Source organism: Sphingopyxis sp. H050, assembly GCF_001468265.1.
Lineage (GTDB): Bacteria > Pseudomonadota > Alphaproteobacteria > Sphingomonadales > Sphingomonadaceae > Sphingopyxis.
The window spans coordinates 1-25,918 of the sequence record NZ_LNRZ01000006.1; the positions used below are offsets into that span (position 1 = coordinate 1).

Here is a 25,918-nt window from a genome sequence, read left to right on the forward strand (position 1 = left end):
CTGCGGATCGCTCCCCGCCTCGCCGCGAACGTTGACCGTGATCGCGATATTGCGCACCGATCCCGCCGCCGCCCAGCGACGCCAGCCCGTTCGACACCGCGGCACGCGCGATCTCGGCCATCACCGACAGCACCGCGCGCTTCAAATCCTCGAACCCCAGCTTGCCCGTCACCACCGCGCGCGTCAGCGCCCGCTCGATCGCGCGTCCCGCCGCATCCGCGCCCGCGCCCAGCGAGCCTTCCAGCTCGCCGCGCAGCGCCGCGATCTCGCGCCGGAACGCGCCCGTGTCGGCGCGCACCGTCACCAGCGCCTCGTCCAATCCATCAGTCATCGGGATATCGCTCCATCATCGCGGCGAGCGCGGCGCCATCGACACCCTCGCCCGCCTCGTCGCGATACCCACCGAGCACCGCCGCGACATCGGCCGGCGTCGCCGCCCAGAATTCGGCCGGCCGCCATCCGGCGACGCGCGCCATCAGGCCGGCCAGCTGCTGAGCGACTTCACCGATCATCGGTCGTTCTCCCACCACGTCCTCCCACCACGTCGTCATCCCGGGCTTGACCCGGGACCCGCCTTTCTTTGCCACAAGAGAAGGCAGGCCCCGGGTCGAGCCCGGGGCGACGAAGAAGAAATCTTCGTACCTTCGCGTTCACCTGTTCCTCACCGCCCCGACAAGATCTGCCCCAGCAGCACACGCAGCGCCGGCGTCACCGCCGCCAGCCCCTGCGCGACCACCGCCTCGCCGATCGCCTCGCGCGTCAGCGCCGCGGGCCGGTCGCGCACGCAATGCCAGAACAGCGCCGCCATCTCGCCCAGCGCCAGCCGCCCGTCGGCAGCGCGTTCGACCAGCGCGAACAGCGGGCCCAGTTCTTCCTCGGCCGCGACCAGCGCCGCGAAGCTCGGGCGCAGCACATGGACGGCGTCGCCGATGCGCAGCTCGGCCTCGCCGCGCAGGGCATTCGCCGCCGCGCTCACAGGCTCACCACCGCGCCGCTCGATTCCAGGTTCAGCGTATATTGGCGCTCGCCGTTGTAATCGCCGGCATAGTCGAGCCGCGTCACCAGAAAGCGCCCGCGCATCCGCTCGCCGCTTTCGAAGCTCAGCTCATAATCGTCGATCGCCCCCGCCAGCGCATGGCCGCGCAGCCGCGTCTCGGCGGCCGAGCCGGTGAATATCCCCGCCGCGCTCACCGACACCGACCGCACCCCCGCGCCCGACAACAGCGCGCGCCAGCCGCCCGAATCCTTGGTCGTGACGTTCACCGCCTCGCCGTTCACCGACAATTGCGTCGTCCGCAAACCGGCCACGGTCGTGAACACCGGCGGCGCCGCGCCATTGCCGATCTTCAGCAGAAAGGCACTCCCATTCTCGATTGCCATCGTCTAATCTCCTTTGAGAAAAAATAGTTCTGCAAATGGGGAGTCGCAGGATGCTGATTTTGACTATGCTTCTGGCCGCCATGGCGCCCGCCCCGACGGGCAACGTCGACACGACGCGCGCCGCCTTCACCAAATGCCTCCGCGAACATCTGAAGAAGTCGCTCGAGGCGAAGATGGGTGACGCCGAATATGAAATGGCGGTCAAATCGACCTGCGAAACCGAACGCGCCGCCTTCCGCGCGGCGGTGATCGCGGCAAACCGCGCCGGCGGCGACAATGCCGCCGATGCGCAGGACAATGCCGATATGCAGATCGACGATTATCACGCGAACTTCACCGACAAGTTCAAGGATTACTCCTCGACCAACACCCTGCCGGGCGAGTGATCGGCTAAGGATCGCTGCGAAAGCCCCCCTGCGACGGCCTGGGGGTGGACGTTCCGCCAAACCGTCGCCCCCGCGAAGGCGGGGGCCGCGGCCGGTCTACTCGGCAGCACAGGAATAGGCCGCTAGCGGCCCCCGCCTCCGCGGGGGCGACGGCTGGATTCGCCCGTCAGCCGTCCTCTGCACCGCCCGCCAGACACCGGCACCGCACCACCATCTCGTGCCGCCACCCGCCTTCGCGCGCGAAGGCAAAACGGGTTCGCACGACGCGGGCGCCGACGATGGCCCATCCCTCGCCTGCCCCGCGCAGGCCCGAAACCAGCCCCTCGATCCGCCCCGCCGCACCATCCTCGACGCCCGCGCCCTGCCCGTGCAGCGTCAGGCTCAATCGCACCTCGCGCCCGGCGCGATCTTTCGTCCCCCAGTCGCTCCCTTCGGCCGTCCCGACCGAGACATAGGGCGTGCTCGCCCGCGGCGGCACGCCGTCGAAAACGCCGTGGACCAACTCCGCCAGCGCCGCGTCGGCCTTCAGCACCGCCAGCGTTCTCGCCCGCACCGCCTGCTCGGCGCTGCTCATCGCTCGCCGCCCAGCGACAGCCGCCGCCACGGCTGCCAGAGCGCCGCGATCGCCGCCGGCGGCGCCAGCGCGGCATCGTCGCGCGCCGCGTACAGATGCTGGACCATGCGCAGCATGCCATGGCGGATCGCGGCGGGCACCTCGCTCGCCGTGTCCGCCATCCCGGCGCGATAGGCGACGCGCACCCGCGCCCCGTCGGCCGCGCCGGGCACGGTCACCCGCGCCGCGCCGCCGGCGATATCGACGCGATAGTCCGCCTCGCTCAGCGCCGTTTCGCCGCCACCCGCATCGATCGCCGCCACCGCGTCGATCCCGACGACCGGCCGCGCGGCGAGCCGCGCCGTCCGATCCCGCAGCGCCAGCACTTCCTCGCCCGCGCGCACGATCAGCCACTGGCCCGTGAACGCCTCGCAAATATTCGTCACCGCGCCGATCAACCGTTCGACCAGCGCATCCTCGTCCCCCGCGCCCAGCCGCAGCCACGCACGCGCATCCTCCAGGCTCACCGGCATGGCAGGTCATCCTTTCCAGACAGAATCTCGATGGGAGAAATGACGGTCGTCATTTCGGTCAGACCGAACCGAAAATGCGCCGCTGCCGCGACCCGAAGCGAACGTCCATCTGGACGTGAGCACCGGAAGCGCGGGAGGCGGGCATTTGCAGGCCGGTCTGGGCGGAATGGCGACCGTCATTCGGCGCCCGGCCCTGACCCGAAAGGGAAGGGAGCTACGGGCCGGGCGCCTATCGCGCACCAGCGCTGCTTAGCTGGCGGCGAACTTCATCAATTTGATCGCCTGCGAATCGATGATCGCACCGCCCACCCTTTTGGTTGCATAGAAATGCACGAAGGGCTTGTTGCTGAACGGATCACGCAGGATGCGCGTCTCGCCGCGGTCGGCGACGAGGTAGCCGGCGCGGAAATTGCCGAACGCGATCGACAGGCTGTTCGCGCCGACATCGGGCATGTCCTCGGCCTCGACCACCGGATAACCCAGCAAGGTCGCCGCCTGCCCCTCGACCATCCCCGGTTGCCAGATGAAGGCGCCGTCGGTCGTCTTGAACTTGCGGATGCGGCTCAGCGTATCGCTGTTCATCACCCAGCACGCGCCCTGCCGGTACGGCGCCTTCAGCGAATGGACCAGCTCGACCAGCTTGTCCTGCGGGTTCGACGCCGGAAAGGCGCCCGCCGTCCCCGTCGCCAGATATTGCAGCGACCCGAACGCGCGCACGCTGTCGATCTCGTTCGTCGCCGTATAGGTCAGGAAGCCCTTCGGCCGGTTCGTCCCGCTGCCGTTCACGAACGCGCTGCCCTCGGCGATCGCGAACTCGCGGCCCAGCTGCTCGGCCAGCCAGTCCTCGACGTTGAACATCGCATCGTCGAGCATCGCCTGGCTCGCCGCCGGATTGGCGTAAAGCTCGCCCGTCGGCGGCGCGATCTCGGCAAAGCTGCGCGTCGCCGTCTCGGGCCGCGCCGCAGTCTCGCCGACCCAGCCGGTGCCGAACGATCCCGTCGCGACCAGCTTGCGATAGCCGCTCGTCCCCGTCTGGACGACCGTCGCGATCGACCGGATCGGCGACAGCGTCTTCAGCGTTGCCGCGATGCTGCCGTCGATCTCGCGCGGCACCGCAAAGCCGCCCTCGCCGCCGGTCGCCCCCGACAGGCTCTTCATCTCGACCCCCGCATCGATCCCGCGCCGCAGGTAGCGCTCGACAAAGGCATCGCGCGCCGGATCGGCCGCCTTGGCCCCATCGAGCGGCAGGCGCGACGCCGCCACCGCCTGGGCATCGACCTGCGCCTTCAGCGCCGCGACCGAGGCCTTCAGCTCATCGACCGCCTCGGCCGCCAACACGGCATCGAACGCCCCATCGAGCGCGTCCGCCTTCACTTCCATATCGTCCATGCGTTTCACTCCTTCACCACCTGAATCACCCGCGCGAGCGGCTGCATCGGCGCCGCCACCAGACTGACCTCCGCCAGATCGAGCGCCACCAGCTCGCGCGGATTGCCCCCGCGCGAAGCCCGTACCCGATAGCCAAAGCTCAGCCCCGTCAGCGCCCCCGCGGCGACCAGCTTCGCCGCCGCCGGATGCGTCACCCGCGCGACGACGCGCAGCCCGCGCGCATCCTCCGCCAATGTCTCGATCGCGCCGATCACGGCGCCCGGCCGATGCTGCCACAGCAAAGGCACTGCGCGCCGCTCGGCGAGGCTCGCCGCAAACGCCCCGCGACGCACCACATCGCCCCCGCGATCGACCCGGTCGAACACCGAGGCGTAACCGGCAAACCTGATCCCCCCTCCCGCTTGCGGGAGGGGGTGCCGCGAGGCCCGTGACTCGCGGCACGGGAGGGCCTGTTCCGCCGCCCCGCTCACTTCAGCAGCCCCGGCAGCCCCAGCTTCATCGCCAGCCCCACGACGACCAGCGCCAGGCCGCACCGCACCGCCCAGTCGACCACCGCCGCCCAGGCACTTTTCTTCGCATCGCGCCACGCGCCGAGCAGCTGGCGCAGATCGCTCACATCGTCGCGCGCCGCCTCGTCGGCGAGCCCGAGCCGCGCCAAAGCCCGCCGCGCCCCCAACTCGCTCGCCTCCTCGACGACGGCTCTCAACAGCGCGGCATCAGGCGCACTCGTCCCCGCCAGCGCGATCAACCGCGCCAGCGCCTCTTCCTCATCCATGATGTCATCCTTGTTCTCGCCTCTCCCCCTGGGGGAGAGGCAGCGAGACTTGCGAACTTGTTCGCTAGTCGCAGCGGTGAGGGTCTCTCGGTCTCCGCAACCGGATCAACCGACCCCCAACAGCGCCTTCTTCTCGTCCGCGGTCAGCCAGTCCGCCGCCGACACCTCGCGCCACAGCGCCATCCGGTCCTCGACCAGCGCCGGCACCTTATCCAGGTCGACGCGCAGCTCCGCACCGTCGAACCACCCCGACAGTCCCTGCGCCACCGCCCCCAAAATCTTCGCGCACAAAGGCAGCACCGTCAGCCGCCATAGCGCGCGATTGGCCTCGCGATAATTGGCATAGGTCGCATCCCCCGGCAGCCCGAGCAGCATCGGCGGCACGCCGAACGCCATCGCGATCTCGCGCGCGCTCGAATCTTTCAGCGCCAGGAAATCCATCTCCGCCGGCGACAGCGACAGCGCCTGCCATCGGAGCCCCCCTTCCAGCAGCAAAGGCCGCCCCGCATTCCCCCCGCCCGCAAAGCTCTCGGCGAGCTCCTCGCGCAGCCGGTCGACCTGCTCGGCCGACAAAGGCATTCCCTTGTCGCCCGGATCATGCACCAGCGCCCCCGAAGGCCGCGCCGCATTCTCCAGCAGCGCCGCATTCCACTTCGCCGCCGCATTATGCGCCGCGATCGCGCCGGATGCTGCGCCCAGGCACCCCGCACCATAATGATCGTCCAATGGATGCAGCGCTTTCACATGCACGACGGCGACGCGCCCCGCGCCATCCTCGGCCGGCAGCACCGCCGCCGACCCGCCGGCCTTGTAGCGATAGGCCACCGGCCACCCCCGCGCGTCCGCTTCCACAGTCACCCGCTCGGGCCGCAACGCAAACAGCTCCGCCGGCGCCCCCGCGCCATCGGTCAAAATCTGCACATAGCCATTGCCGTGCAACAGCAACTGCGACGCCAAAGTCTCGACCAGCCCCTGCCCGCCCGACGTCGCCGCAACCAGCGCCGCCAGCGCCGGATCGCTCGCCACCACCGGCGCGCTGCCAGCAGCCTCGGCGACAAGCCGCACCGCCCGCTGCACGATCGCATTGGACAAATACCCCTCGCGCACCTGCGCCTCCCACGTCAGAGGCGCGGGCGCACTCCAGCTCCCATACACACGCGACAAAGCGGGCCGCGCAGCCACCTGCGCGGCCTTGCGGCCAAACCAGTTCATGATGTTCTCCTATCCGCCGCGCTGTGAGTCCGGCCCGCGCCGCACCTCGTCACCCCACGCTTCACCCCGGTCTCACTTTTAGCCTCATCGTCGATCTCAGCTTGACCTAGCTCAAACCGGAATCTCGTATAAGGTTGCTTATCTCCTTCAAGTATTAACTGACTCCCATTAGCTTCAGGCTAGTGATATGCAGTAGGGATGGGCGGGGCCATTGAGAAACTAGACAAATGGAGCGGGCGGATCGCTAACGCTGCCGCTTTGTTGCCGATTATTCCTGCAAGCGTTGCCGGTCTAATAGTTGGTTATCTATCAACCGGCGTTGCATGGATTAGCCAGTTTGGCGCGTTTGGATGGTTCTCTGCTGGCTTAGCCGGATTTCTGGCAACTAGCACTGCTCTCGCATTGCTTGCCAAGACGCGATTGTGGCGAGTCGAAGCAAAAATTCGCGAGCGGATCACAGGTGACGGATCACCATTCGATCCAATGGCGCGAGTTTACGAGAATAAGCGGCTTTACCTACGTGACCTCGCGCCGCAGGGGAGGCGAGAAGTCATCGGAAAAACATTCATAAACTGCGAATTAATCGGCCCCGGAACGGCAATCATCGGCCTACGCTCTTCAGAGCAAAAGCCGTGGCCCAAAATGGAAAACTCCAATACTTTCGACGTCGATTGCATTGAGATCGACGTGAATGTTCGATCAGCTCTCGCAATTTCATTTTTGGATTGTGATTTCTCAGGCTGTAATTTTTATCATTTGACGCTGCTTTTTGGTCGTCGAGAAAATCAAACGCTGCATTGGATTACTCCTAACTTTAATGAGCCGAGGCTCCTAACGGACGAGAATCCCGCCGACGCCGACTAGCGGGATTTACCGGCGCCTTTCATCGCGATTTCAAACCACCCGCACCCCCGGCTCCCGCCCTTTCTTCATCCCCTCCAGCAAAGCCGCCAGCGCCCAAACGCACGCATCCGCCCGGTCGGGCGAGCGCCCCGGCCCGGCATAGCCCCCGCCCGTCTGCAACCCGCAAAGCTGGTCCTCCAGCGCCGCGAACACCCCCGCATGCACCACCTGCCCGCGCTCGTAGGCAATCGCCACCGGCTCCGCGCGCCGCGCCTTGCCCACGCTCGCATGCACCGGCACCACCGGCAGCGTGCAGTCGGCCTGGCGCAGCGTCGCCGCGACCATGTCGCCGCCCATATTGCTCTCGGCGACGATCCGGTCGGCACCCCACCGCGCCGCCGCCGCGGCGACCGCCTGCGCCCACACGCCCGGCGGCGGCGTCTCGACGCTCGCATCCTCGATCACCGCCAGCCGGCGATCGCGCAGCAGCGCCGCCACGACGATCCCGCACGCATCGCCCTTCGCGGTCGCCGGCGGATCGACGCCGATCACCACGCGCACCGGCTTGCCGATCGTATCGGCCCCGACCCGGCACCGCTCGACCAGCTCGCGTGTCCACAGCGCCCCCTCGACATCCTCCAGCAATTCGCCGTCCAGCTCCTGCCGCCCCAGCCGGGTGCCGCCATAGCTGGCGACCATCGCCTCGACGAAGTTCGAGGGGAGATAGGCATTGTCGTTCGTCCCGCCGCGCGTTTCCTTGAAGCCGGGCAGCGCCATGATCCGCCGCATCAGCGCGGTCGGCCGCGGCGTCGTGGTCACCAGCGCGCGCGGCGTGTCGCCCAGTCGCAATCCCAGCATCAGATTGTCCCACGCCGCATCGCCCTGTCGCCATTTCGCCAGTTCGTCGCACCACGCCACATGATGTTCCGGCCCGCGCAAATTCTCCGCCGCCGCCGCCGAATAGAGCGTCGCCACCGCGCCGCTGTCGAAATGCAACTCGCGCAGGCTCTCCCGCCAAAGCGGCGCTTCGTCCGACCGCGCAACCGCCAGCAAGCCGCTCGGCCCTTCGATCATCACCCGGCGCCCGTCGGAATCGTTCGCCGCAACCAGCGCGATCCGCGCACCGGGCAGCATTCGCGCCCATTCGCTGATCCACTCGGCCCCCGCGCGCGTCTTGCCAAAGCCCCGCCCGGCGCGGATCATCCAGATGCGCCAGTCACCCGGCGGCTCGCATTGCCCCTCTTGTGCCCACCCCTGCCACCGCTCGATCAACTCGCGGCGATATTTGTACGGAAGGTCGCGCATCAACCGCCGCAACTGACCCGGCGTCAGCGTCGCCAACAGTTCCTGCAAGTCGCCGACGACATCGCGCGTCGCCTGCGCCATGCTAGAGTTGATCCCAGCCGCGCTGGCGCCGCAATATGTCGACCCGCTTCAGCACATAGGCATCGGTCTCCTCCGACGTCGGCAGCTTGCCCTTGCCGAGCCGCAAGCCTTTCAGCTTTCCGCCGCGAACGCTCTCCTCATGACGGCCCAGAACGCGGAGCACCTGATCCACCGTCATCGGCGCGACGACGGGACGGCTATCCGCATCGTCCGTATCGGATCGCGGACCTTCCACCGCCGCCAAGGCGGCGTTGAGCAGGCCCGCCTCCAGCCGGTGATAGCCGTCGTCGAGCGCGCGCTGCCAGGCGGCGGCAAATGCCGCATCGCGCTGGCGAATCTTGTAGAAGGTCGAAAACGCGACCCCGACGCGCGAGGCCGACAGCGTCACATTGCAGGTCTCGCTCAGATGCCGGATGAACTCGTCGCGCTTGCGCTGCGAAATCTCGCGCCGCGACCGTTTTTTCGAAACCAGCAACCGGTTCTTTCCGCTCCCCACCGTCTCGTCCATCGCCCACGCCCTCTCAACACAAAGGGCCGGAACACCCTCCCGCATCGGAAGGGCGCCGGCCCGAATCGCAATTCTTCATGATGTGACACTTGTGCCATATCAGCGTTACGATGTCAATAGAAAATAACCTATATGGTTATCATTCTGCTTTGCCCATGAGATGCCGGAACAACGAAAAGCCCGGACTGCGGCGCAATCCGGGCTTTTCGGGACAGGAAAGAAGTCCGAAGCGCGCGCTCACGCGAGCCGCAGATGCGTATTGCGGCGACGCACCCGCATCCCGGCCCCTACGACGCCAAAGCCGAACAGCATCATGGCCCAAGTTGCTGGCTCAGGAACCGGCGACGTGACCGGTCTGCCGGTGTAATAGAGCCGGGCATTCGACAGCCCATCCCGATTCAGCGTGAAACTGTTCAGACCGCCCGCGAGATTGCCGGCATCGAAGCGGAAAAACGCCGTCGCTTGATAGCCGACCCCATTATCTTCGCCTTTTGCCGCACCGACATGAAAGGACACCACGGTATCACCATACAGCGCCGTCGTAAAATCCACCGTGTTGCCGCTGAGGTCGGTCAGGTCCTCCAACCAGGTCAGCGGCCCCGGGTTGCTGGTCCCGAGGAGCAGATTCAGCGCCGCCAGCGAATCGGCTTTGTCCGCCGGGCTGCCGTTGTTGAGATTGCCGGTGTACCAGCCGCGGCAGGCGCTTGCCGCCGGCGAGATGTCCGCAAGCGAACAATCGGTCGCGCCCAAGTTTAACGCCGCCTCTGCCGGAACCGTCGAAAGTGCGCTGATCGCAACTGCTGCGGCGATACCGAATTTGCTGATTGCCGACATATTCTGCCCCCCCTGGACGCGAGGCGACGATGCGAGTCGGCAACGCTGGTCGAAATCACTTTATCGTGAAACCAGCTGGATCGAAAAATTCATTAACCTTGTCGATCCCCAATCCTGTCTCAAATCGAAACAGCTTGCCAAGGGTGAACCCAAATCGGCCAATGCACGCGCGGCGGCTGATACGCCACGCCAGCTGCTTGCTCCCTGGTCCTGACGCGCGATTGACGCCCCTCGCCAGATGGTTACACCTCGGCGCATCCACCGGAAAAAGGGGCACCCAAATCGATGCGTAAACTCGCCTTTCTCGGCGCGAGCCTGATCCTTCTCGCCGCCCAGTCCGCCGCCGCGCAGGACGCGCCTGCCCCCGACGCATCGACGGCGCCCGCCGCGACCGCGGCCGCGCCCACCTCGGCCTCCGCCGTCGGCAGCGCGCGTACCGCGCCCGAACGCCGCTTCACCGGCGCCGACCTTTTCGACCTGTCGATCGCCGCCGATCCGCAGATCAGCCCGAACGGCCAGCGCATCGCCTATGTCCGCCGCTCGAACGACATCATGACCGACCGCGCCGTCAGTTCGATCTGGCTGATCGACACCGCGACCGGCGAAGAGGTCCCGCTCGGCGCCAACGACGGCGCGACCTTCTCGCCGCGCTGGTCGCCCGACGGCAAGCGTCTCGCCTACGTCTCGACCGCCGGCGGCGCGCCGCAGCTTTGGGTGCGCTGGCTGAACGGCGGCGGAGCGGTGCGCCTCACCGGCCTGCCGACCGCGCCGTCGTCGCTCGCCTGGTCGCCCGACGGCCGCACCATCGCCTATACGATGTTGGTCAAGGACGACGGGCCCAGCTTCGGGTCGGCGCCGCGGAACAAGCCGGAGGGCGCGAAATGGGCCGAACCGCTCGAGGTCCACGACCTTCTCGCCTACCGCGCCGACGGCGAGGGCTATCTCGAACCCGGCTTCGAGAAAATCTTCGCCGTCCCCGCGACCGGCGGGTCGCCGCGCCAGCTGACCTTCGGCCCCTATCACGACACCGGTCCGCTCAGCTGGTCGCGGGACGGCCGCACGCTCTATTTCGCCGCGAACCGCAAGCCCGACTGGGAAAAGGACCCGGTCGAGAGCGAGGTCTACAGCCTCGACGTCGCAAGCGGCGCGGTCGCCGCGCTCACCGACCGCAACGGCCCCGACGCCAGCCCGCTCGTGTCGCCCGACGGATCGAGGATCGCCTACCTCGGCTTCGACGACAAGCTGCGCGCTTATGAGAACACCCAGCTCTATGTCATGAACCGCGACGGGTCGGGCAAGCGCAGCCTGACCGCGAACTGGGATTACAGCGTCGATGCGATCCAATGGGCCGCCGACGGCAAATCGGTTTACGCGCAGTACGACGATCATGGCGAAACGAAGGTCGCGCGCATCGGCCTCGACGGCGCGGTGCGCACCGCCGCGACCGGCCTGTCGGGCGGCGGGCTCGACCGGCCCTATACGGGCGGCAGCTTCAGCGTCTCCGACGGCGGCGCGATCGCCTTCACCGGCGGCGCCGCGACGCGCCCGGCCGAGGTCCAACTCGCGCGCGGCGGCCCGGCGCGCATCCTCACCGACCTCAACCGCAGCCTTCGCGAGGTCAAATCGCTCGGCGAGGTGCGCAAGATCACCGTCGCCTCCAGCCACGACGGCAAGCCTATCGAGGGTTGGCTGACCCTCCCGCCCGGCTACCGCGACGGCCAGCGCGTGCCGCTGATCCTCGAAATCCACGGCGGGCCCTTCGCGGCCTATGGCGGCCATTTCTCGACCGACAACCAGCTTTATGCCGCCGCGGGATACGCCGTCCTCTCGCCGAACCCGCGCGGATCGACCAGCTATGGCGCCGCCTTCGCGAACGAGATCGACAAGGCTTATCCGGGCAATGATTATTTCGACCTGATCAGCATCGTCGACCGCGCGGTCGAACTGGGCGTCGCCGACCCCAATGCGCTCTTCGTCACCGGCGGCTCGGGCGGCGGCGTGCTGACCAGCTGGATCGTCGGCAAGACCGACAGATTCAAGGCGGCGGTCGCACAGAAGCCGGTGATCAACTGGACGACGCAGGCGCTGACCGCCGATGGCCCCGGCTTCTTCGGCCCCTATTGGCTCGGCGCGCAGCCGTGGGAGAAACCCGATCTCTACTGGTCGCTGTCGCCGCTATCGCTCGTCGGCAATGTGAAGACGCCGACCCTCGTCATCGTCGGCGCCGAGGATTACCGCACCCCGGTCAGCGAGTCCGAACAATATTACACCGCGCTCCGCCTGCGCGGCGTGCCGACCGCGCTGATCAAGGTCCCCGGCGCCAGCCACGGCGGCATCGCCGCGCGCCCGTCGCAATCCGCCGCCAAGGCCTCGGCGATCCTCGCCTGGTTCGAAAAATACAGGAAGGGCTGGACCCCGCCGGCCGGGGAGTGATCCCTGAACCAGAAAACCACCGCATCCCCGGGCGAAGACGAGGGGCTCGTTCGAGCGTGGAACCGGCAACGCCGTGGCCCCGTCTTGGCTCGGGGATGCGGCTCGAATTTTCCAGGCTAAATCCGCGGCAACCCATCCATGATCGCGGTCAGCGCCAGCGCATTGTCGCGCTCCATCGCGCTGTGCCCGGCGTTGGTGATGACATAGGTCGCAGGCTCGCTCCCCACGTCGCGCAGCGCCGCGACCAGCCGCGACGCCTGCGTCAGCGGGCACACCTCGTCGAAACGCCCGTGGACGATATGCACCGGGATCGCCGCGAGCACCCCGATATTATCGAAGAAATGCCCCGCGGGCAGGAAAAGATCATTGTCGAAATAATGCGCCTCGATCTGCGCAAAACACAGCGCGAAGTCGGCATCGCCGAACTTGCCCGTGTCCGCCGTCTCGGGGATCATGTTTGAAATCACCCCCTCCCACAGCGACCAGGTCAGCGCGGCGTGGAGCTGCTTTTCCTTTTCCGCCGCGCTCGCGGGCACATGATCGAAGATCGCCTTGTACGACTTCATCACATCGCCGCGCTCGTCGGGCGTCAGCACCGACAGCAGCGCGGCCCATTCGCCCGGATATTTGATATAGGCCCCCGGCGCGGTCAGCCCATAGGGGTCGTCGGCCCACGTCGCGGCATTCCCCTGGTACAGATACAGCAAATCCTCCGCCGCCCCCAGAAAGATGCCGCGCAGGATCAGGCTCGCGCAATGCTCGGGATGCGCAATGGCATATGCCATTGCGAGCGTGCTCCCCCAACTCCCCCCGAAAACATGCATCTTCCCTTCGATCTCCAGCTCCTCGCGCAGCTTGACGATGTCGCCGATCAGGTCGGCGGTCGTGTTGTTGCGCAGCGCCGCGGCGGGGCCGGCCGCCGCGACATTGGGCTCGCTCTTGCCGCAGCCGCGCTGGTCGAACAGGATCACGCGATAGCGTTTGGGGTCGAAGAAGCGCGCCATCACCGGCGCGCACGCGCCGCCCGGCCCGCCATGCAGGAACATCACCGGCTCGCCGTCGGGATTGCCATATTCCTCCCAATAGATGCGGTGCCCCGCCGCGATATCGACCTCCAGCCAGCCGAAGTTCAGGCACGGCGGCTGTGGATAGGCCCATTCGTCACCGACCTTGCTCGATGCCTGCAATCGCGAAAAATCCATCGGGGTAAGTCCTTTGCGTACGAGTCGCGCCCTCGCTAGCGCATCGGCGGTGGTTCACAAAGCCGGCCGCACTGGCTAGGCAGCTTGAACTCACATCCGTTCGTGCTGCGCTTGTCGAAGCACCGTCCTTCTCTTTGCCGACGTCGAAAGAAGGACGGCCCTTCGACAAGCTCAGGGCGAACGGCCATAGGATGTTCCCCATGACCTTGCGCCTCGCCATCGCCCTTCTCTCCGCCGCATCCACGGCGCCCGTCGGCGCGCAGGACATCGACGCCGCCAACCTCACCGAAACCGTCCGCACGCTGGCGTCGGACCAGTTTCACGGCCGCGCCCCGGGCACCATCGGCGAGGAGCGCACGATCGGCTATCTGATCGGCCGGTTGCAGGCGCTCGGCCTCGACCCCGCGGGGACGAACGGCGGCTGGACCCAGCCCGTCCCGCTCCTCCACACCCGCCTCGGCACCCCGACGACGCTCGGCTTCACCCGCAACGGCGCCGCGACGCCGCTCGCCTTCGGCACCGACATCTATGTCTCGACGCTCCAGCCGAACGACGTCGCCACCGTCGCAAAGGCGCCGATGGTCTTCGTCGGCTATGGCGTCACCGCGGCCGAACGCGGCTGGGACGATTTCAAGGGGCAGGACCTCAAGGGCAAGGTCGCGGTCTTCCTGATCAACGATCCCGATTTCGTCGCGGCGAAGGGCGAGGACAGCTTCGGCAAGTTCGGCGGCCGCACGATGACCTATTACGGCCGCTGGACCTACAAGTTCGAGGAGGCGCACCGCCGCGGCGCCATCGCCGCGCTGATCGTCCACGACACCGACGGCGTCGGCTACGGCTGGAACGTCGTCAAAAGCGGCGGCGGCGAAAATTACGGCCTCGTCGTGCCGCCCGAAAAGCAGACCACGCTCGCGCTGCAGGGCTGGATTTCGGGCGAGGCCGCGACGAAGCTGTTCGCCGACGCCGGGCAGGACCTCGCCAAGCTGCGCGTCGCCGCGCGCCGCAAAAGCTTTAAGCCGGTCGATCTCGGGACCGCCTTCGACGCCGCGATCCCGGTAACGCACGAGGTCGTGCAGAGCCAGAACGTCCTCGCCAAAATCCCCGGCGCCAAACGGCCCGACGAGGTCGTCATGTATGGCGCGCACTGGGACGCCTATGGCGAGGGCAAGCCCGACGAACAGGGCCGCATCTACCGCGCCGGCGCCAACGACGACGCGCTCGGCGTCGCCGGGCTGTTCGAGATCGCGCGCAATTTCAAGGCCGCGCCCGCCCCCGACCGGACGCTGCTCTTCGCTTTCTGGACCGGCGAGGAACGCGGGCTTCTGGGCTCCGAAGCCTATGCGCAAAACCCGCTCTATGCTTCCGAAAAGACCGTCGCCAACCTCGGCCTCGACATCCTCCAGACCGCGGGCAAGGCAAAGGACGTCGTCCTCGTCGGCAAGGGACAGGGCACGCTCGAGGACGATCTGGCGCGCCTCGCGGCAAAGCAGGGCCGCACCGTCAGCGTCGAAAGCCTCCCCGAACGCGGCCTCTTCTACCGCGCCGACCATTTCAGCATGGCGAAGCGCGGCGTTCCCGTGCTGCTCATGATGGGCATCGCCGGCGCCTCCGACCTGGTCGATGGCGGCAAGGAAGCGGGCCAGAAGTGGGTCGATGACTATACCGGCAAATGCTATCATCAGGCCTGCGACGCGTGGGGCCCGGAATGGAACCTCGACGGCGCGGTTCAGGATATATCGGTTTTTTACCAGATCGGCGATGAACTCGCGCGCTCGGACAAATGGCCCGGCTGGAAAGACGGCAGCGAGTTCAAGGCCATCCGCGACGCCAGCGCAGCGGCGCGGAAATAGCGCGTCAGCCTGATCGAAGCGCCGGTGGCCGTCCGCAAATACAGCGGGCAGTGGCAGGAGATTTCTGACGGGCTTGTCAGTTAGCGACCGGTCGGGGAACATTTGATCCTCCCCGTGGCGCAGCCATGGGGAGGGGGACCATCCGCAGGATGGTGGAGGGGCCGCGACGGCGGCGCCATCGCCCCTCCGTCAGCGCTTCGCGCTGCCACCTCCCCACCGCTGCGCGGCAGGGACGATTTATCTTTCATCGTCATCCCGGCGAAGGCCGGGATCTCACCCTCTCGGATTTACGCAACCGCGAGATCCCGGCCTTCGCCGGGATGACGGATAAAGTAAGGTCCACTCCCCCACCCCCAAAGCCACCACCCGCTCACCCGGCCAGCCACCCCTCCAACGCCCGCAACCCGCGCCGCAGGCCCGCACGATCGATCGCCCCGCCCAGCGAGACGCGCAGCGCAGGAGCGCCGGTCTCGCCCGCCGCGAAGCGATCCGACGGGATCGCGGTCATCCCCACGCCGTTCAGGCCGGTCGCGACCTCCACGGCATCGGCGCCATCCGCCAGCGGCACCCACAGATGATAGCCGCAGCCATCGGCGGCATAGCGCCCCGCCGGCAGCACCTCGGCCGCAAGGCTCAGCCGCGCTTTCGCCTCGCCGCGCGTTTCGGCGACCAGCCGGTCATAGCTGCCATCCTCCAGCCAGCGGGTCAGCAGCGCGGCGTTAAGCGGCGGCGGCATGACATTGCTGTCATGCACCTCGGCCGCCAGCGCCATCGCCTCAGCGACCGACGGCGCGCGGACATGCGCGACGCGCAGCGCGGGCGAGATCGTCTTCGACGCGCTCGCGACATACCAGCCAAGCTCGGGCGCGAAGCTCGACAGCGCCGCGATCGGATGCTCGGGCAGCTGGCCATAGGCATCGTCTTCGATGATCCGCACGCCATGCCGCCGTGCGACCCCGGCCAGCGCCGCGCGCTCGGCCTCGCTCAGCGTCGCCGTCGTGGGATTGTCGTTCGTCGGCACCACATAGAGCGCCGCGACCGTCGTCGTCCGGCACAGCGCCTCAAGAGTTTCGGCCCCGAACGGCGCCAACGGCGCCAGCCGCAGCCCGGCCCTTTTCGCAATCGCCAGGAACCCCGGATAGATATGCGCCCCGCACGCGACGACATCGCCGCGCGTCAGCGTCGCGCCGACGATCGCATGCAGCGCATTTTGCGCCCCCGCGGTCACCACGACCTGATCGGCCGCACTCGCCAGCCCCATCCGCGCAAAGATCGCCGCCCCCGCCGCCCGGTCGGCTTCGCGGCCGCCTGCGGGCGCATAGTGCAGCCGCCCGCCCGCGCCCGGCGCGCGCAGCAAAGCGCTCGCCGTGCGCTCCCACGCCGCGAGCAGCGTCCCGCCCTCGACCTCGGGGGGCATGTTCATGCCGGTGTCGCGCGGCGGCGGGCCCGCGGCGATCGCATCCTGCGGCAGCACGAAGCTGCCCGCCCGCCCGCGCGCGCCGATCAGCCCGCGCGCCCGCGCCTGCTCATAGCCTTTGGTCACGGTCGTCAGGTCGACGCCCAGCCGCGCCGCCAGGTCGCGCTGCGGCGGCAGCCGGTCGCCGCTGCGCAGCGCACCGGTCTCGACCGCGCTCGCGATCGCCTCGGCAATCGCGACATATTTCGGCCCGCGCGTCCGCGTCAGGTCGGGAACCCAGCCGTCAGCCATCGACCTCGACGCTCTCTCCTTTTGCGCGCGCATTCAGCTTCGCCCACAGCGCAGCCGTCCCCGCTTCCTGCGCCCTGTTCACATATTGCGACGCGACGAGCCAGCCCTTGATCGGCTGGAGCACCGCGAGGCACGGGATCATCATCAGCGGCACCGACACGATCACGTGCAGCCACCACGGCGGGTTCAGCGCGACCTCGAACCAGACGACGAGGAACAACAGCGGAAAGGCGATGAAGCATAGCGAGAAGAAGGCCGGACCGTCGTCGGGCGCCGCGAACTCATAGTCGAGCGCGCAGTGCGGACAGCGATCGGCGACTTTCAGCCAGCGGCGGAACATGCCCTTCTCGCCGCAACGCGGGCACAGTCCGGAAAGCCCTGCCCTGTAGATCCACCGCCATTTGTCGCGGCCTTCGACTTCGTTCATCGCCATCACCTTTGCCATACACAATACCATACATAATGACGGGCATGACAAAAGTCGAGGGGCGGCTTATTTCCCGCGCATGAGCGACGATAAAATCTACATCAGCGCCAACGATCTCCTCGCCGATTCCTTGCGGCTCGGCATGCAGGTGATCGACAGCGGCTTCAAACCGACGCACCTCGTGGGCATCTGGCGCGGCGGCGCCCCGGTGGGGATCGCGGTCCAGGAACTCCTTGATTATCACGGCCACCACTGCGACCACATCGCCATCCGCACCTCTTCGTACAAGGGAATCGACGATCAGGATCCCCACGTCCGTGTCTTCGCGCTCGGCTATCTGATCGACACGCTCAATCCCGAGGACAGCCTGCTCATCATCGACGACGTGTTCGACAGCGGCCGCAGCATCCGCGCTTTCATTGCCGAGCTGAAAGCCCGCTGCCGCAACAATATGCCGCGCGACATCCGCATCGCGACCGTCTGGTTCAAGCCGCGCCGCAACGTCACCGACCTGCACCCCGACTATTTCGTCCACGAAACCGACCAGTGGCTGATCTTTCCGCACGAGATCGACGGGCTGACGGTCGACGAAATCCGCCGCCACAAGCCCGAGGCCGCGATCATCCTGCGCGACGAGGAGGTTCCCAATGGCTGAGGATTTCGCGTCCCCGGCGGAGCGCGCCGCCTTCATCGCCGGCCTGCCCAAGGCCGAGCTCCACCTCCATATCGAAGGCTCGCTCGAACCCGAACTGATGTTCGAACTGGCGCAGCGCAACCAGGTCGCCATCCCCTTCGCCAGCGTCGCGGAGGTCCGCGCCGCCTACGCCTTCTCGAACCTCCAGGACTTCCTCGACATCTATTATCAGGGCATGGGCGTCCTTCACACCGAGCAGGATTTCCACGACCTGACCGCCGCCTATTGCGCGCGCGCCCATGCCGACGCGGTGCGGCACATCGAAATCTTCTTCGATCCGCAGGGCCACACGACACGCGGCGTGGCCTTCGGGACGGTCATCGCCGGCATCACGCGCGCGCTCGACGATGCGCGGGAACGCTACGGCATGACCTCGAAGCTCATCCTCTGCTTCCTCCGCCACCTCAGCGAAGCCGATGCCGAAGCGACACTCGACGAAGCGCTGCCCTATCTGGACCGTATCGACGGCGTCGGCCTCGATTCTTCGGAGGTCGGCCATCCGCCGTCGAAATTCGCCCGCGTCTTTGCCCGCGCCAAGGATCTCGGCCTCAGAATCGTTGCGCACGCCGGCGAGGAAGGTCCGCCCGCCTATGTCCACGAAGCGCTCGACCTGCTGCAGGTCGACCGTATCGACCATGGCAACCGCAGCCTCGAAGACGCCGCGCTGGTAAAACGCCTCGCCGACGAAGGCATCACGCTCACCGTGTGCCCGCTCTCGAACCTCAAGCTCTGCGTCGTCGACAACATCGCCGACCATCCGCTCAAGACCATGCTCGACGCCGGTCTGCGCGCGACCGTGAACAGCGACGACCCCAGCTATTTCGGCGGCTATGTGAACGCCAACTATGTGGCCGTCGCCGACGCCCTCGACCTGTCGAAGGCCGACCTCGTCACGCTCGCGCGCAACAGCTTTACCGGGTCATTTCTGAGCGATGCCGCCAAGGCGGCGCATCTCGCCGCCATCGACGCCTACGCCTGACCGGGCGATCAGCCCGCGATCAGCACACCCGCATAGGCCGGATCCTCGAACGCCCGCCCTGCGCCCATCGCGACGCAGATCAACGCGTCGTCGGCGACCCGCACCGGCAGGCCCGTCGCGGCGGCCAGCGCCTCGTCCATCCGGCGGAGCAGCGCGCCGCCGCCGGTCAGCGTGATCCCCTCGTCGATGATGTCCGCCGACAGTTCGGGCGGCGTCGCCTCCAGCGCCTGCATCACCGCGCTCAGAATCTGGCCCACCGGCTCGACCAGCGCCTCGGCGATTTCGGCTTCGGTCACTTCGACTTCCGAAGGCCGGCCGTTCACCAGGTCGCGGCCTTTGACCCCCATCGTCATCCCGCGCCCCTCGGGCGGGGTCGCACAGCCGATCGTCACCTTGACGCGCTCGGCGGTCATCTCGCCGACCATCAGATTATGCTTCCGGCGGATGTAGGAGGAGATCATGTCGTCCATCTTGTCGCCGCCGACGCGCACCGAATTGGCATAGGCGATGCCGCTCAGCGACAGCACCGCGACCTCGGTCGTGCCGCCGCCGATGTCGACGACCATCGCGCCGCGCGGTTCGGTGACGTGCAACCCGGCGCCGATCGCCGCGGCGAGCGATTCCTCGATCAGCCGCACCGACACCGCGCCCGCGTTGGTGGCGGCATCGCGGATGGCGCGGCGCTCGACCATCGTCGAACTCGACGGGACACAGATCACGACATTGCTGCGCTGGCGAAACCGGCTCGGGCCGCCCAGCGCCTTGTCCATGAAATGCTTCAGCATCTGTTCGGCGACGTCGATATCGGCAATCACCCCGTCGCGCAGCGGGCGGATCGCCTGGATATTGTCGGGGGTCTTGCCCATCATGGGCTTGGCCTCGTTGCCGACGACCTTGACCCGCCGCACGCCATTGCGCGTCTCGAGCGCGACGACCGACGGCTCGTTCAGGACGATGCCGCTGTCGCGGACATAAACGACGGTGTTCACCGTGCCGAGATCGATGGCCATATCATGCGCGGCCGACGCGAACCGTTGGAAAAACTTCATCTGCGATTGCGACTTCAGGAAGGAGCGGGGGGCAGCCGCGGCGGCCCCGTGTCGGCACCCCCGTGTCTGTAGCATTTCGACTGTGGCGCGGCGCGAAGGAGGTCAACCGCCGTTAACCCTGATGCTGCCAGACCGTTGGTTTCTCAGGTCCGGCCGAACGATGCTTCAGCGTGGATGCCGCCGCGCCAGGGCGATTCCCGCCAGATTCTGGCCCCGCCCCACATGCCGGATTCGCGGCATCGGTCCCGCGCCGACAAGCGCGCGGAACGTCGCCAGATGCTGCGCCGCCGTCCCGCGCGCGGCGCTCGTCCCCTTGGCCTGTCCGATGACGGCGGCGGCATCGCCCAGCAGGACATAGTCCGCAAGCCCCTGCTCCTGCGCCAGCCGCAACGCCGCGATCAGCGCCAGCCATTCGGCGTCCTGGCTGCTGCCCGCGCCCAAGGCGCGCGAGACCGTGGCGACGCCGCGGCTCACGACCGCAATCTCGATCGGTCCGGGGTTCGGCCGGCACCCGCCATCGAAATAGATTTTGATGCGGCGGCGGGTCATCCCGCCGCCATAGCCGATCCTAGAATTTCCCGCGCACCGAAAAGGCGAAGATCGGCCCGATCAGCCGGTCGCGCTCTTCCACGAAGGAAATCGGGCTCGCCCCGCGCAGCCCGGTATAGACGGTGCGGTCGCGCTTCGAGCGCGCATTGACGATATTCGAAATCTGCGCGCGGATCGTCAGCCCGAACACATCCTTATGCTCGACGAACACATTGGCGAAGACCGGCCCCTCCCACACCTTGTCGACCTGGTTGCGGCGATAGCTCGGCTGGTAATGGCCATATTCGCCGCCGAACCCCCAGGCGACGTCGCTGCCCGGAATGTCGTGGCGCAGGTTGAGTTCGATCACCGTGTCGGTGAAGCCGTTCCACTGACGCTTCTCGCCGGTAAAGGGATCGCGCAGCGAGCTTTTCTGCAGCAGGACGCGCGTGTCGATCTTCATCCCCTTGATCCCCGCGGGGTCGAGGTTGATCGTCGAGGTCCAGTCGATCGCGCCCGCCTTGGCTTTGGCGATGTTGCCCACCGCTTCGCCATTGGTCCCGATCGGGATCACATCGACGCGGTCCTCGACGTCGCGGTAGATGAAGAGCAGCTTCGTCGATCCCCAGGCGCCGAACTTCTTGTTGATCTCGGCCTCATAGGTCCAGTCCTGCTGGGGGCGCAGGTCGTTGTTGCTCTCATTCTGATTGCCGTCGTTCAGGAAGGCGCGGGCAAGGAAATCGTAGAAGCTCAGTTGCAGCACCCGCCGCCGCAGCTTCACCGACACGTCGAAGTCCGCCGACGGCGTCCAGGCGAGCGAGACCGACCCCTTCGGCCGGAAAAAGCTGCGCGTCAGGCCGTTCACGCCGGTCTGGGTGATCGTCGAATGCTCGGCGCCCGCGATGATCTGGAAATTGAGCTTGTCGGTCAGCTTGCGCCCGAAGCTCAGCAGCCCCTCATAGCGGTCCTCGCTCACCCCGCCCGTGCCGCCCTCGAAGGGCACGGTCACGAACTGACCCGAGGGATCGAGCACCGCGAGCGACGCGACATTGTCGAGCGTGTTGAACGCCGCTTCGCCCGACAATTGCCAGTCGCCGCCGAACATCTTCCACTGATATTCGCCGCGCGCGATCGTCTCGCCAAGGTCGCCGACCTGCGAGAAACGGTCGCCGGTCGCGATGCCGCCCGCGGGCGTGGTGACGATTTCCTGGCTGTACGGTTCATGGCTGAACCGCCGCAGCCCGATCAGCTTCAGCTTCCCCGGCCCGAAACCGAACTGGAAATCGCCGCTCAGCTCGTAATTCCAGCTGTCGCCATTCTCGTACACGGTGCGCCGCCGGTCGGGCAGCCCGCCGCCGACCCGGATGCCGACCTCGTCATAGCGGTCGTATTTGCGCTGATAATGACCGCCCAGATTGGCGACCATGTCGCCCGCCGGATCCCAGGTCACGCGTCCCGATAGCTTCGGCGTATCGTAATGGGTGTTCCAGATGTCGTTGCGCCGCTCGATGATATTGCCCGCGCCGTCATAGATCAGCGTCGGCCCGCCCGCCCCGCTGCGCGCCGACTCATCGTTGCTGAGCGCCGCTTCGAATTCCATTTCCCCGCTGCGCCCGCGCACCGAAATATCGCCGCGCGTGAACAGGGGATCGGTGTAATGCGCGCGATATTGCGGCTTCCACGAGAATTGGCCTGAGAAGCTGTCGGCGCGATAGACGATGTTCGCCACCTGCCCCGACAGGCCGGGGATATCGAGCGTCGCACCGTCGACGATCTCGATCCGCTCGACATTCGCGGCGGGGATGCGCGACAGCTGGGTGTACATGTCGTCGCCCTTGTTCGACGGCCGCTCGCCGTTGAACAGAACATTGCCCGTCGCCTGCCCCAGCCCGCGCAGATTCTCGTTGTCGCGGATCTGGAAGCTCGGGACCTGCGCCAGCATGTCATAGGCGTTCTTCGGCGCATATCGCGCAAAGTCGGCGGGGGTGTAGACCTGCCGCGCGGCCGTCGTCGCGCTCGCGGCGACTTCGGTCGGCGCCGGCGGCGACGTGTCGCCGCTCGCGGGCGCTTCCTGCGCGAGCGCGGGGGTGGAGAGCGCGGCGGCAAGCGCCGCGAGGCTGGTCAGTCGTTTCACCGGGCCCGCCCCGCCGCAGCGTTCATCGCCTGCGCATATTGGGGCGATACGCCCATCGCCTTCATGCCGACGACGTCGTGCGCGCTCAGCCCCTTGTATCCGGCCGCGGCCAGCCCCCGCACATAGGCGCCATCGACGTCCAGCGCCTTCAGCGCGATCGCATCCTCCACCGCGGTCAGCACCATCGCCTCCGAGCGCAGGTCGCTGACATAGGCCGGCGTCACTTCGAGCGCCGCCGCGGCGATCAGATCGTCATTATCCTCGGGCTTGACGCCCGCTTCGGTCAGGCCATCGGCCAACGCGATCGTCGCATCGACCATCAGCATCGCGATCAGGTCGCTTCGCCGCTCGGGCGCGAGCCCGCGTTCGCGCAGCGCCGCCTCGAAGGCGGGGTCAGACGTAAAGCGGCAGTTGCCCGAACCGGCCTGCGCTTTGGTCAGCGTCCCGTCGCAAGCCAGCACGCCCGCCTCGTGGACGACGGAGAAGGACACCGGCCCGGCGGCGCCCTGCAATGCGGTGCGCACGGCGTCGAACTCGTCGCGGTCGCCATCCAGCGAAATGTCGCTCGTCGAACCTTTATGGCTGAGCCGGAAATGGGCATCGCTCCTGCCTTCGGCGGGCGTCGCCTTCCACGCGATGTCGCTCACGACCAGTGGGTCGGCGGCGGTGCTCGGCGCAGCGCAGGCCAGGACGGTCAGCACCGCGGCGCTCGCGGCAAAAAGGATCGCTTTCATTGGGTACACTCCTCCCTCCGCGCGCCGGGCGAGCGTCATCGCTCGCCGCCGCAGCGGCAATTCAAAACAGGGCTTCGATCAACGGATGACGGGTTTGGACGAATGTCCGGGCGTCAGGCGTCCGGCCGTCAGGTGCCGGGCGGCGCCGGGAACGCCGGGGGCCGTGTCGCAGCGGGACCTACGGGCGCGGCGGGCGCTTGCGGAACCTCGATCCGGGCGACCCGGCCGTCGGCGCTGCGCGCCTCGATCACCGGGCCGGGTCCGACGCGGACAGTCGCGCCATTTCTGGACACCGCGGTCTTCTTTGCGCGCGCGCCGGCAATACCGCCGGCCGCGCGAATCTCGATCGCATCGTCGGCGTCGTGCAGCTTGATCCCCGACTTCTGCAGCTCGGTGACGAAATCGCAGTCGATGCCCATTGCCTTCAGCGCCAGCAGATCGTCCATCCCGACGCCGGGGAAATGCGATTTCATGTCGCGGGCGAAGGCGGTGGTCACGCCCATCTGCTTCGCGCCGACCAGCTCGCCGATGTCGGCATCGCGGACGATCGCCCGCATGTCGCGGATATAGGCGGGATCGAGGTCGCTCGCTTTCGCGGCGATGATGTCGTCGGGGTCCATCGATCCGCCATGCTCGCGCATGTCGGCCACATATTCGGGGGTGACGCCGACCGCGCGCATGCTGACCAGATCCTCGGCGCTCAGCGGACGCGACGCTGCGGCCGCCGCCGCCGCGGCGGCCTTCGCATCGTCTTCGGCATCGCCCTTTACCGCCTTTGCCGCCTCCGCATGAACGGCCGCGGTTTCGCGGGCCGTCATGGCGACGTCGCGCGCACCTTGCGCCATTTCGGGGTCGGCGGTGGCCGAGAAGGCGGCAAGCGGCGCGGTGATCCCCGCCAGCAGCACCAGGCTCATCAGCATCCAGCTCGCGCTCGCCGGGCCGCGCTTGATGCTGCCGTCGAGGACGCGGGTGATGCGGCGCTTCAGGCTGTCCTTGCCCGGCGCGACGCCGTGCGCGGCCAGCAGCGCGCCCTGATTGTCGTGCCGCGCCGCGCCGACCAGCAACGTCGCATAATCGGGACCGTCGATGTCGGCGAGCAGCACCGCATCGTCGGCCGCCTCCTCGCGCAGCTGATGGCTCTCGCGCGCCAGCATCCACACCAGCGGATTGAACCAGAAGACCGCGCAGGCGACGCGCGCGCCGAGCAGCTTCGCCCAGTCGAGCCGCGCGACATGCGCCAGTTCGTGCGCGATGATCGCCTCGGCCTCACCCGCGGCGGCCACCGCCTTCGGGCTCAGCACGATCGTCGGACGCAGCACGCCCCAGCTGATCGGCGAGCGCAGCTCGTCGCTGACCAGCAGCGCGGTGCCATGCTTGAAGCCCATCCGCCGCTGCGCCTCGGCCAGCGCCGACAGCCACGAGCCCTCGGTCAGCACGTCGGCGCGGCCGCGCATCGCGAACAGCCGCACGACCGCCAGCAGCATCACTCCGCACAGCAGCGCCAGCGGGACGAGATAGAGAAAGGGGGCAAGGTCGGCGAGCGCGGGAAACGTCACCGGCGCCGATGCGGCGGCCTCCGTCGCGGCAGGGACTGACGCCGCGACGGGGCCGGCATCGGCCGCCGGCGCCCCTGTCACAAAAGTGGTGGCGGTTTCGGGTTCCGCGAACCAGCGGGCGGGCAACGGCGCCCATTGCGGCAGGAAGATCATCGCCGCCGGCAGCGCGAGCAGCGCGCCGAGCCCCGCGTGCGCGATCATCGACCGCTCGCCCGCCGATCGCGAGCGCACGAGCCGCAACAGCAGCAGCGTCAGTCCGGCAATGGCCAGCGATTTCCAGGCAAAGCCCAGCAGCATGGCGGTCGTTATCATGACATCCTCCCGTCGCGGGCTTTCGCGATCATTTTTTCAAGCTCGTCGAGCTCGTCGTTGCTCATCTTGTCCTGCATGCCGAGCAGCGCCGCCGCCGCGCTGGTCGCCGATCCGTTGAAGAAGACCCGCACGACCTGGCTCAGCGCCGACTTGCGCGCGGTCTTGTCCGACACGCTCGGCGCATAGACGAAGCCGCGCTCGGACTGCTCGCGCGCCACGAAGCCCTTCGCCTCGAGCCGCTTCAGCATCGCGCGGATCGCCGAACCCGACAGTTCGTCGCTCAGCGCCTCGCCGATTTCGGTGACCGTGGAGGCGCCGCGCTCGTAGAGGACATCGACGATCTCGCGTTCGCGGGGGGGCAGGCTCGACAGCATTTCCGAATCACCTCATGCGCTACATTTGTAGCGTGCTACATTTGTAGCGCATGCTTGGCAAGGGGTTTTATTCGCATAATACACACGGGGCTAGCGAGCCTTGGCGGCGCGGCCTATTTAGGGCGCAGCCGAAAAGGAA

27 protein-coding genes and 1 pseudogene are annotated in these 25,918 nt (G+C 67.5%); 6 read left to right on the plus strand and 22 right to left on the minus strand.

Annotated features, from left to right (window positions below):
- The 4 genes and pseudogenes from ATE67_RS12930 to ATE67_RS12945 form a co-directional block, all read right to left on the minus strand.
- Positions 1-331: pseudogene (locus ATE67_RS12930) on the minus strand (hypothetical protein); the annotation flags it as partial.
- A complete protein-coding gene (locus ATE67_RS12935) occupies positions 324-512 on the minus strand; it encodes a phage tail assembly chaperone (protein ID WP_058817109.1) in 189 nt (62 codons plus the stop codon). The pseudogene ATE67_RS12930 and the gene ATE67_RS12935, both read right to left, overlap by 8 nt.
- Positions 513-661: 149 nt before the next feature.
- Positions 662-976 (minus strand): gene transfer agent family protein, encoded by a 315-nt coding sequence (locus tag ATE67_RS12940; RefSeq protein ID WP_082660360.1) that lies wholly within the window; start codon positions 974-976, stop codon positions 662-664.
- Entirely contained in the window at positions 973-1,380 is a 408-nt protein-coding gene (locus tag ATE67_RS12945; RefSeq protein WP_058817110.1) for a phage major tail protein, TP901-1 family, read from the minus strand. Before ATE67_RS12945 ends, ATE67_RS12940 begins: the two co-directional genes overlap by 4 nt.
- A 50-nt stretch (positions 1,381-1,430) precedes the next feature.
- On the opposite strand from ATE67_RS12945, the gene ATE67_RS12950 reads away from it, so the two are divergent.
- On the plus strand, positions 1,431-1,766 hold the full coding sequence (locus ATE67_RS12950; RefSeq protein WP_058817111.1) for a hypothetical protein: 336 nt from the start codon (positions 1,431-1,433) through the stop codon (positions 1,764-1,766).
- 166 nt (positions 1,767-1,932) lie between these two features.
- On the opposite strand, the gene ATE67_RS12955 is transcribed toward ATE67_RS12950, so the two are convergent.
- The 6 genes from ATE67_RS12955 to ATE67_RS12980 all read right to left on the minus strand — a co-directional run bounded on the left by ATE67_RS12955 (position 1,933) and on the right by ATE67_RS12980 (position 6,228).
- Entirely contained in the window at positions 1,933-2,340 is a 408-nt protein-coding gene (locus ATE67_RS12955; RefSeq protein WP_058817112.1) for a DUF3168 domain-containing protein, read from the minus strand.
- Positions 2,337-2,852, minus strand: a complete 516-nt coding sequence (locus ATE67_RS12960; RefSeq protein ID WP_058817113.1) for a head-tail connector protein — start codon at positions 2,850-2,852, stop codon at positions 2,337-2,339. The genes ATE67_RS12955 and ATE67_RS12960 overlap by 4 nt, the downstream gene beginning before the upstream one ends.
- Positions 2,853-3,101: 249 nt before the next feature.
- Entirely contained in the window at positions 3,102-4,241 is a 1,140-nt protein-coding gene (locus tag ATE67_RS12965) for a phage major capsid protein (protein ID WP_082660361.1), read from the minus strand.
- Positions 4,242-4,246: 5 nt separating this feature from the next.
- Positions 4,247-4,630, minus strand: coding sequence for an HK97 family phage prohead protease (locus ATE67_RS12970; RefSeq protein ID WP_058817398.1), 384 nt, complete (start codon positions 4,628-4,630; stop codon positions 4,247-4,249).
- Between the two features lie 77 nt (positions 4,631-4,707).
- Complete coding sequence (locus tag ATE67_RS12975; protein ID WP_058817114.1) at positions 4,708-5,016, minus strand: DUF6127 family protein; 309 nt, start codon at positions 5,014-5,016, stop codon at positions 4,708-4,710.
- 105 nt (positions 5,017-5,121) lie between these two features.
- The gene (locus tag ATE67_RS12980) at positions 5,122-6,228 is read right to left on the minus strand and encodes a phage portal protein (RefSeq protein ID WP_058817115.1); all 1,107 of its coding nucleotides are present in this window, start codon (positions 6,226-6,228) and stop codon (positions 5,122-5,124) included.
- 198 nt (positions 6,229-6,426) lie between these two features.
- Between ATE67_RS12980 and ATE67_RS21425 the strand changes: the two genes are divergently transcribed.
- A complete protein-coding gene (locus ATE67_RS21425; protein ID WP_156417015.1) occupies positions 6,427-7,092 on the plus strand; it encodes a hypothetical protein in 666 nt (221 codons plus the stop codon).
- A 30-nt stretch (positions 7,093-7,122) separates the two neighbouring features.
- On the opposite strand, the gene ATE67_RS12985 is transcribed toward ATE67_RS21425, so the two are convergent.
- From ATE67_RS12985 to ATE67_RS12995, 3 genes are all read right to left on the minus strand, one after another.
- The gene (locus ATE67_RS12985) at positions 7,123-8,457 is read right to left on the minus strand and encodes a DNA-packaging protein (protein WP_058817116.1); all 1,335 of its coding nucleotides are present in this window, start codon (positions 8,455-8,457) and stop codon (positions 7,123-7,125) included.
- A gap of 1 nt (position 8,458) precedes the next feature.
- Positions 8,459-8,965, minus strand: coding sequence for a hypothetical protein (locus ATE67_RS12990; RefSeq protein ID WP_058817117.1), 507 nt, complete (start codon positions 8,963-8,965; stop codon positions 8,459-8,461).
- Between the two features lie 237 nt (positions 8,966-9,202).
- Positions 9,203-9,799 carry a PEPxxWA-CTERM sorting domain-containing protein gene (locus tag ATE67_RS12995; protein ID WP_058817118.1) on the minus strand — a complete coding sequence of 199 codons (597 nt, stop codon included), beginning with the start codon at positions 9,797-9,799 and terminating at the stop codon, positions 9,203-9,205.
- 285 nt (positions 9,800-10,084) lie between these two features.
- On the opposite strand from ATE67_RS12995, the gene ATE67_RS13000 reads away from it, so the two are divergent.
- Positions 10,085-12,232, plus strand: a complete 2,148-nt coding sequence (locus ATE67_RS13000; RefSeq protein WP_058817119.1) for an alpha/beta hydrolase family protein — start codon at positions 10,085-10,087, stop codon at positions 12,230-12,232.
- Between the two features lie 116 nt (positions 12,233-12,348).
- Here ATE67_RS13000 and pip read toward each other — a convergent pair whose 3' ends face one another.
- Positions 12,349-13,434 (minus strand): prolyl aminopeptidase, encoded by a 1,086-nt coding sequence (gene pip, locus ATE67_RS13005; protein ID WP_058817120.1) that lies wholly within the window; start codon positions 13,432-13,434, stop codon positions 12,349-12,351.
- Between the two features lie 200 nt (positions 13,435-13,634).
- On the opposite strand from pip, the gene ATE67_RS13010 reads away from it, so the two are divergent.
- Positions 13,635-15,284, plus strand: a complete 1,650-nt coding sequence (locus ATE67_RS13010; protein ID WP_156417016.1) for a M20/M25/M40 family metallo-hydrolase — start codon at positions 13,635-13,637, stop codon at positions 15,282-15,284.
- Positions 15,285-15,654: 370 nt separating this feature from the next.
- Here the strand turns inward: ATE67_RS13010 and ATE67_RS13015 are convergent, their stop codons facing one another.
- Together ATE67_RS13015 and ATE67_RS13020 are read right to left on the minus strand one after the other, a co-directional pair.
- Positions 15,655-16,992, minus strand: coding sequence for an aminotransferase-like domain-containing protein (locus tag ATE67_RS13015; RefSeq protein WP_058817122.1), 1,338 nt, complete (start codon positions 16,990-16,992; stop codon positions 15,655-15,657).
- Positions 16,985-17,425 (minus strand): DUF983 domain-containing protein, encoded by a 441-nt coding sequence (locus ATE67_RS13020; protein ID WP_058817123.1) that lies wholly within the window; start codon positions 17,423-17,425, stop codon positions 16,985-16,987. Before ATE67_RS13020 ends, ATE67_RS13015 begins: the two co-directional genes overlap by 8 nt.
- Positions 17,426-17,498: 73 nt before the next feature.
- Between ATE67_RS13020 and ATE67_RS13025 the strand changes: the two genes are divergently transcribed.
- Positions 17,499-18,074 carry a phosphoribosyltransferase gene (locus ATE67_RS13025; RefSeq protein ID WP_058817124.1) on the plus strand — a complete coding sequence of 192 codons (576 nt, stop codon included), beginning with the start codon at positions 17,499-17,501 and terminating at the stop codon, positions 18,072-18,074.
- Positions 18,067-19,092 (plus strand): adenosine deaminase, encoded by a 1,026-nt coding sequence (locus tag ATE67_RS13030; protein WP_058817125.1) that lies wholly within the window; start codon positions 18,067-18,069, stop codon positions 19,090-19,092. The genes ATE67_RS13025 and ATE67_RS13030 overlap by 8 nt, the downstream gene beginning before the upstream one ends.
- Before the next feature lie 8 nt (positions 19,093-19,100).
- On the opposite strand, the gene ATE67_RS13035 is transcribed toward ATE67_RS13030, so the two are convergent.
- From ATE67_RS13035 to ATE67_RS13060, 6 genes are all read right to left on the minus strand, one after another.
- Complete coding sequence (locus tag ATE67_RS13035) at positions 19,101-20,141, minus strand: rod shape-determining protein (protein ID WP_058817126.1); 1,041 nt, start codon at positions 20,139-20,141, stop codon at positions 19,101-19,103.
- Between the two features lie 165 nt (positions 20,142-20,306).
- Positions 20,307-20,690, minus strand: coding sequence for a reverse transcriptase-like protein (locus ATE67_RS13040; RefSeq protein WP_058817127.1), 384 nt, complete (start codon positions 20,688-20,690; stop codon positions 20,307-20,309).
- Between the two features lie 19 nt (positions 20,691-20,709).
- Positions 20,710-22,803 (minus strand): TonB-dependent receptor plug domain-containing protein, encoded by a 2,094-nt coding sequence (locus ATE67_RS13045; protein ID WP_058817128.1) that lies wholly within the window; start codon positions 22,801-22,803, stop codon positions 20,710-20,712.
- Positions 22,800-23,537 carry a hypothetical protein gene (locus ATE67_RS13050; protein WP_058817129.1) on the minus strand — a complete coding sequence of 246 codons (738 nt, stop codon included), beginning with the start codon at positions 23,535-23,537 and terminating at the stop codon, positions 22,800-22,802. Before ATE67_RS13050 ends, ATE67_RS13045 begins: the two co-directional genes overlap by 4 nt.
- Positions 23,538-23,665: 128 nt before the next feature.
- On the minus strand, positions 23,666-25,405 hold the full coding sequence (locus ATE67_RS13055; RefSeq protein WP_058817130.1) for a M56 family metallopeptidase: 1,740 nt from the start codon (positions 25,403-25,405) through the stop codon (positions 23,666-23,668).
- On the minus strand, positions 25,402-25,779 hold the full coding sequence (locus ATE67_RS13060; RefSeq protein WP_058817131.1) for a BlaI/MecI/CopY family transcriptional regulator: 378 nt from the start codon (positions 25,777-25,779) through the stop codon (positions 25,402-25,404). The genes ATE67_RS13055 and ATE67_RS13060 overlap by 4 nt, the downstream gene beginning before the upstream one ends.
- Positions 25,780-25,918 lie beyond the last annotated feature (139 nt).

Bases quoted from the DNA above. Each gene is read 5' to 3' on its own strand.
- ATE67_RS12995 (WP_058817118.1), bottom strand. From the start codon at position 9,799: ATGTCGGCAATCAGCAAATTCGGTATCGCCGCAGCAGTTGCGATCAGC.
- ATE67_RS13040 (WP_058817127.1), bottom strand. From the start codon at position 20,690: ATGACCCGCCGCCGCATCAAAATCTATTTCGATGGCGGGTGCCGGCCG.
- ATE67_RS13010 (WP_156417016.1), top strand. From the start codon at position 13,635: ATGACCTTGCGCCTCGCCATCGCCCTTCTCTCCGCCGCATCCACGGCG.
- ATE67_RS13060 (WP_058817131.1), bottom strand. From the start codon at position 25,779: ATGCTGTCGAGCCTGCCCCCCCGCGAACGCGAGATCGTCGATGTCCTC.
- ATE67_RS12965 (WP_082660361.1), bottom strand. From the start codon at position 4,241: ATGGACGATATGGAAGTGAAGGCGGACGCGCTCGATGGGGCGTTCGAT.
- ATE67_RS12980 (WP_058817115.1), bottom strand. From the start codon at position 6,228: ATGAACTGGTTTGGCCGCAAGGCCGCGCAGGTGGCTGCGCGGCCCGCT.
- pip (WP_058817120.1), bottom strand. From the start codon at position 13,434: ATGGATTTTTCGCGATTGCAGGCATCGAGCAAGGTCGGTGACGAATGG.
- ATE67_RS13055 (WP_058817130.1), bottom strand. From the start codon at position 25,405: ATGATAACGACCGCCATGCTGCTGGGCTTTGCCTGGAAATCGCTGGCC.
- ATE67_RS13050 (WP_058817129.1), bottom strand. From the start codon at position 23,537: ATGAAAGCGATCCTTTTTGCCGCGAGCGCCGCGGTGCTGACCGTCCTG.
- ATE67_RS12935 (WP_058817109.1), bottom strand. From the start codon at position 512: ATGATCGGTGAAGTCGCTCAGCAGCTGGCCGGCCTGATGGCGCGCGTC.
- ATE67_RS13020 (WP_058817123.1), bottom strand. From the start codon at position 17,425: ATGGCGATGAACGAAGTCGAAGGCCGCGACAAATGGCGGTGGATCTAC.
- ATE67_RS13025 (WP_058817124.1), top strand. From the start codon at position 17,499: ATGAGCGACGATAAAATCTACATCAGCGCCAACGATCTCCTCGCCGAT.
- ATE67_RS12950 (WP_058817111.1), top strand. From the start codon at position 1,431: ATGCTGATTTTGACTATGCTTCTGGCCGCCATGGCGCCCGCCCCGACG.
- ATE67_RS13035 (WP_058817126.1), bottom strand. From the start codon at position 20,141: ATGAAGTTTTTCCAACGGTTCGCGTCGGCCGCGCATGATATGGCCATC.
- ATE67_RS12985 (WP_058817116.1), bottom strand. From the start codon at position 8,457: ATGGCGCAGGCGACGCGCGATGTCGTCGGCGACTTGCAGGAACTGTTG.
- ATE67_RS12990 (WP_058817117.1), bottom strand. From the start codon at position 8,965: ATGGACGAGACGGTGGGGAGCGGAAAGAACCGGTTGCTGGTTTCGAAA.
- ATE67_RS12955 (WP_058817112.1), bottom strand. From the start codon at position 2,340: ATGAGCAGCGCCGAGCAGGCGGTGCGGGCGAGAACGCTGGCGGTGCTG.
- ATE67_RS13000 (WP_058817119.1), top strand. From the start codon at position 10,085: ATGCGTAAACTCGCCTTTCTCGGCGCGAGCCTGATCCTTCTCGCCGCC.
- ATE67_RS13015 (WP_058817122.1), bottom strand. From the start codon at position 16,992: ATGGCTGACGGCTGGGTTCCCGACCTGACGCGGACGCGCGGGCCGAAA.
- ATE67_RS21425 (WP_156417015.1), top strand. From the start codon at position 6,427: ATGGGCGGGGCCATTGAGAAACTAGACAAATGGAGCGGGCGGATCGCT.
- ATE67_RS13030 (WP_058817125.1), top strand. From the start codon at position 18,067: ATGGCTGAGGATTTCGCGTCCCCGGCGGAGCGCGCCGCCTTCATCGCC.
- ATE67_RS12960 (WP_058817113.1), bottom strand. From the start codon at position 2,852: ATGCCGGTGAGCCTGGAGGATGCGCGTGCGTGGCTGCGGCTGGGCGCG.
- ATE67_RS12975 (WP_058817114.1), bottom strand. From the start codon at position 5,016: ATGGATGAGGAAGAGGCGCTGGCGCGGTTGATCGCGCTGGCGGGGACG.
- ATE67_RS12945 (WP_058817110.1), bottom strand. From the start codon at position 1,380: ATGGCAATCGAGAATGGGAGTGCCTTTCTGCTGAAGATCGGCAATGGC.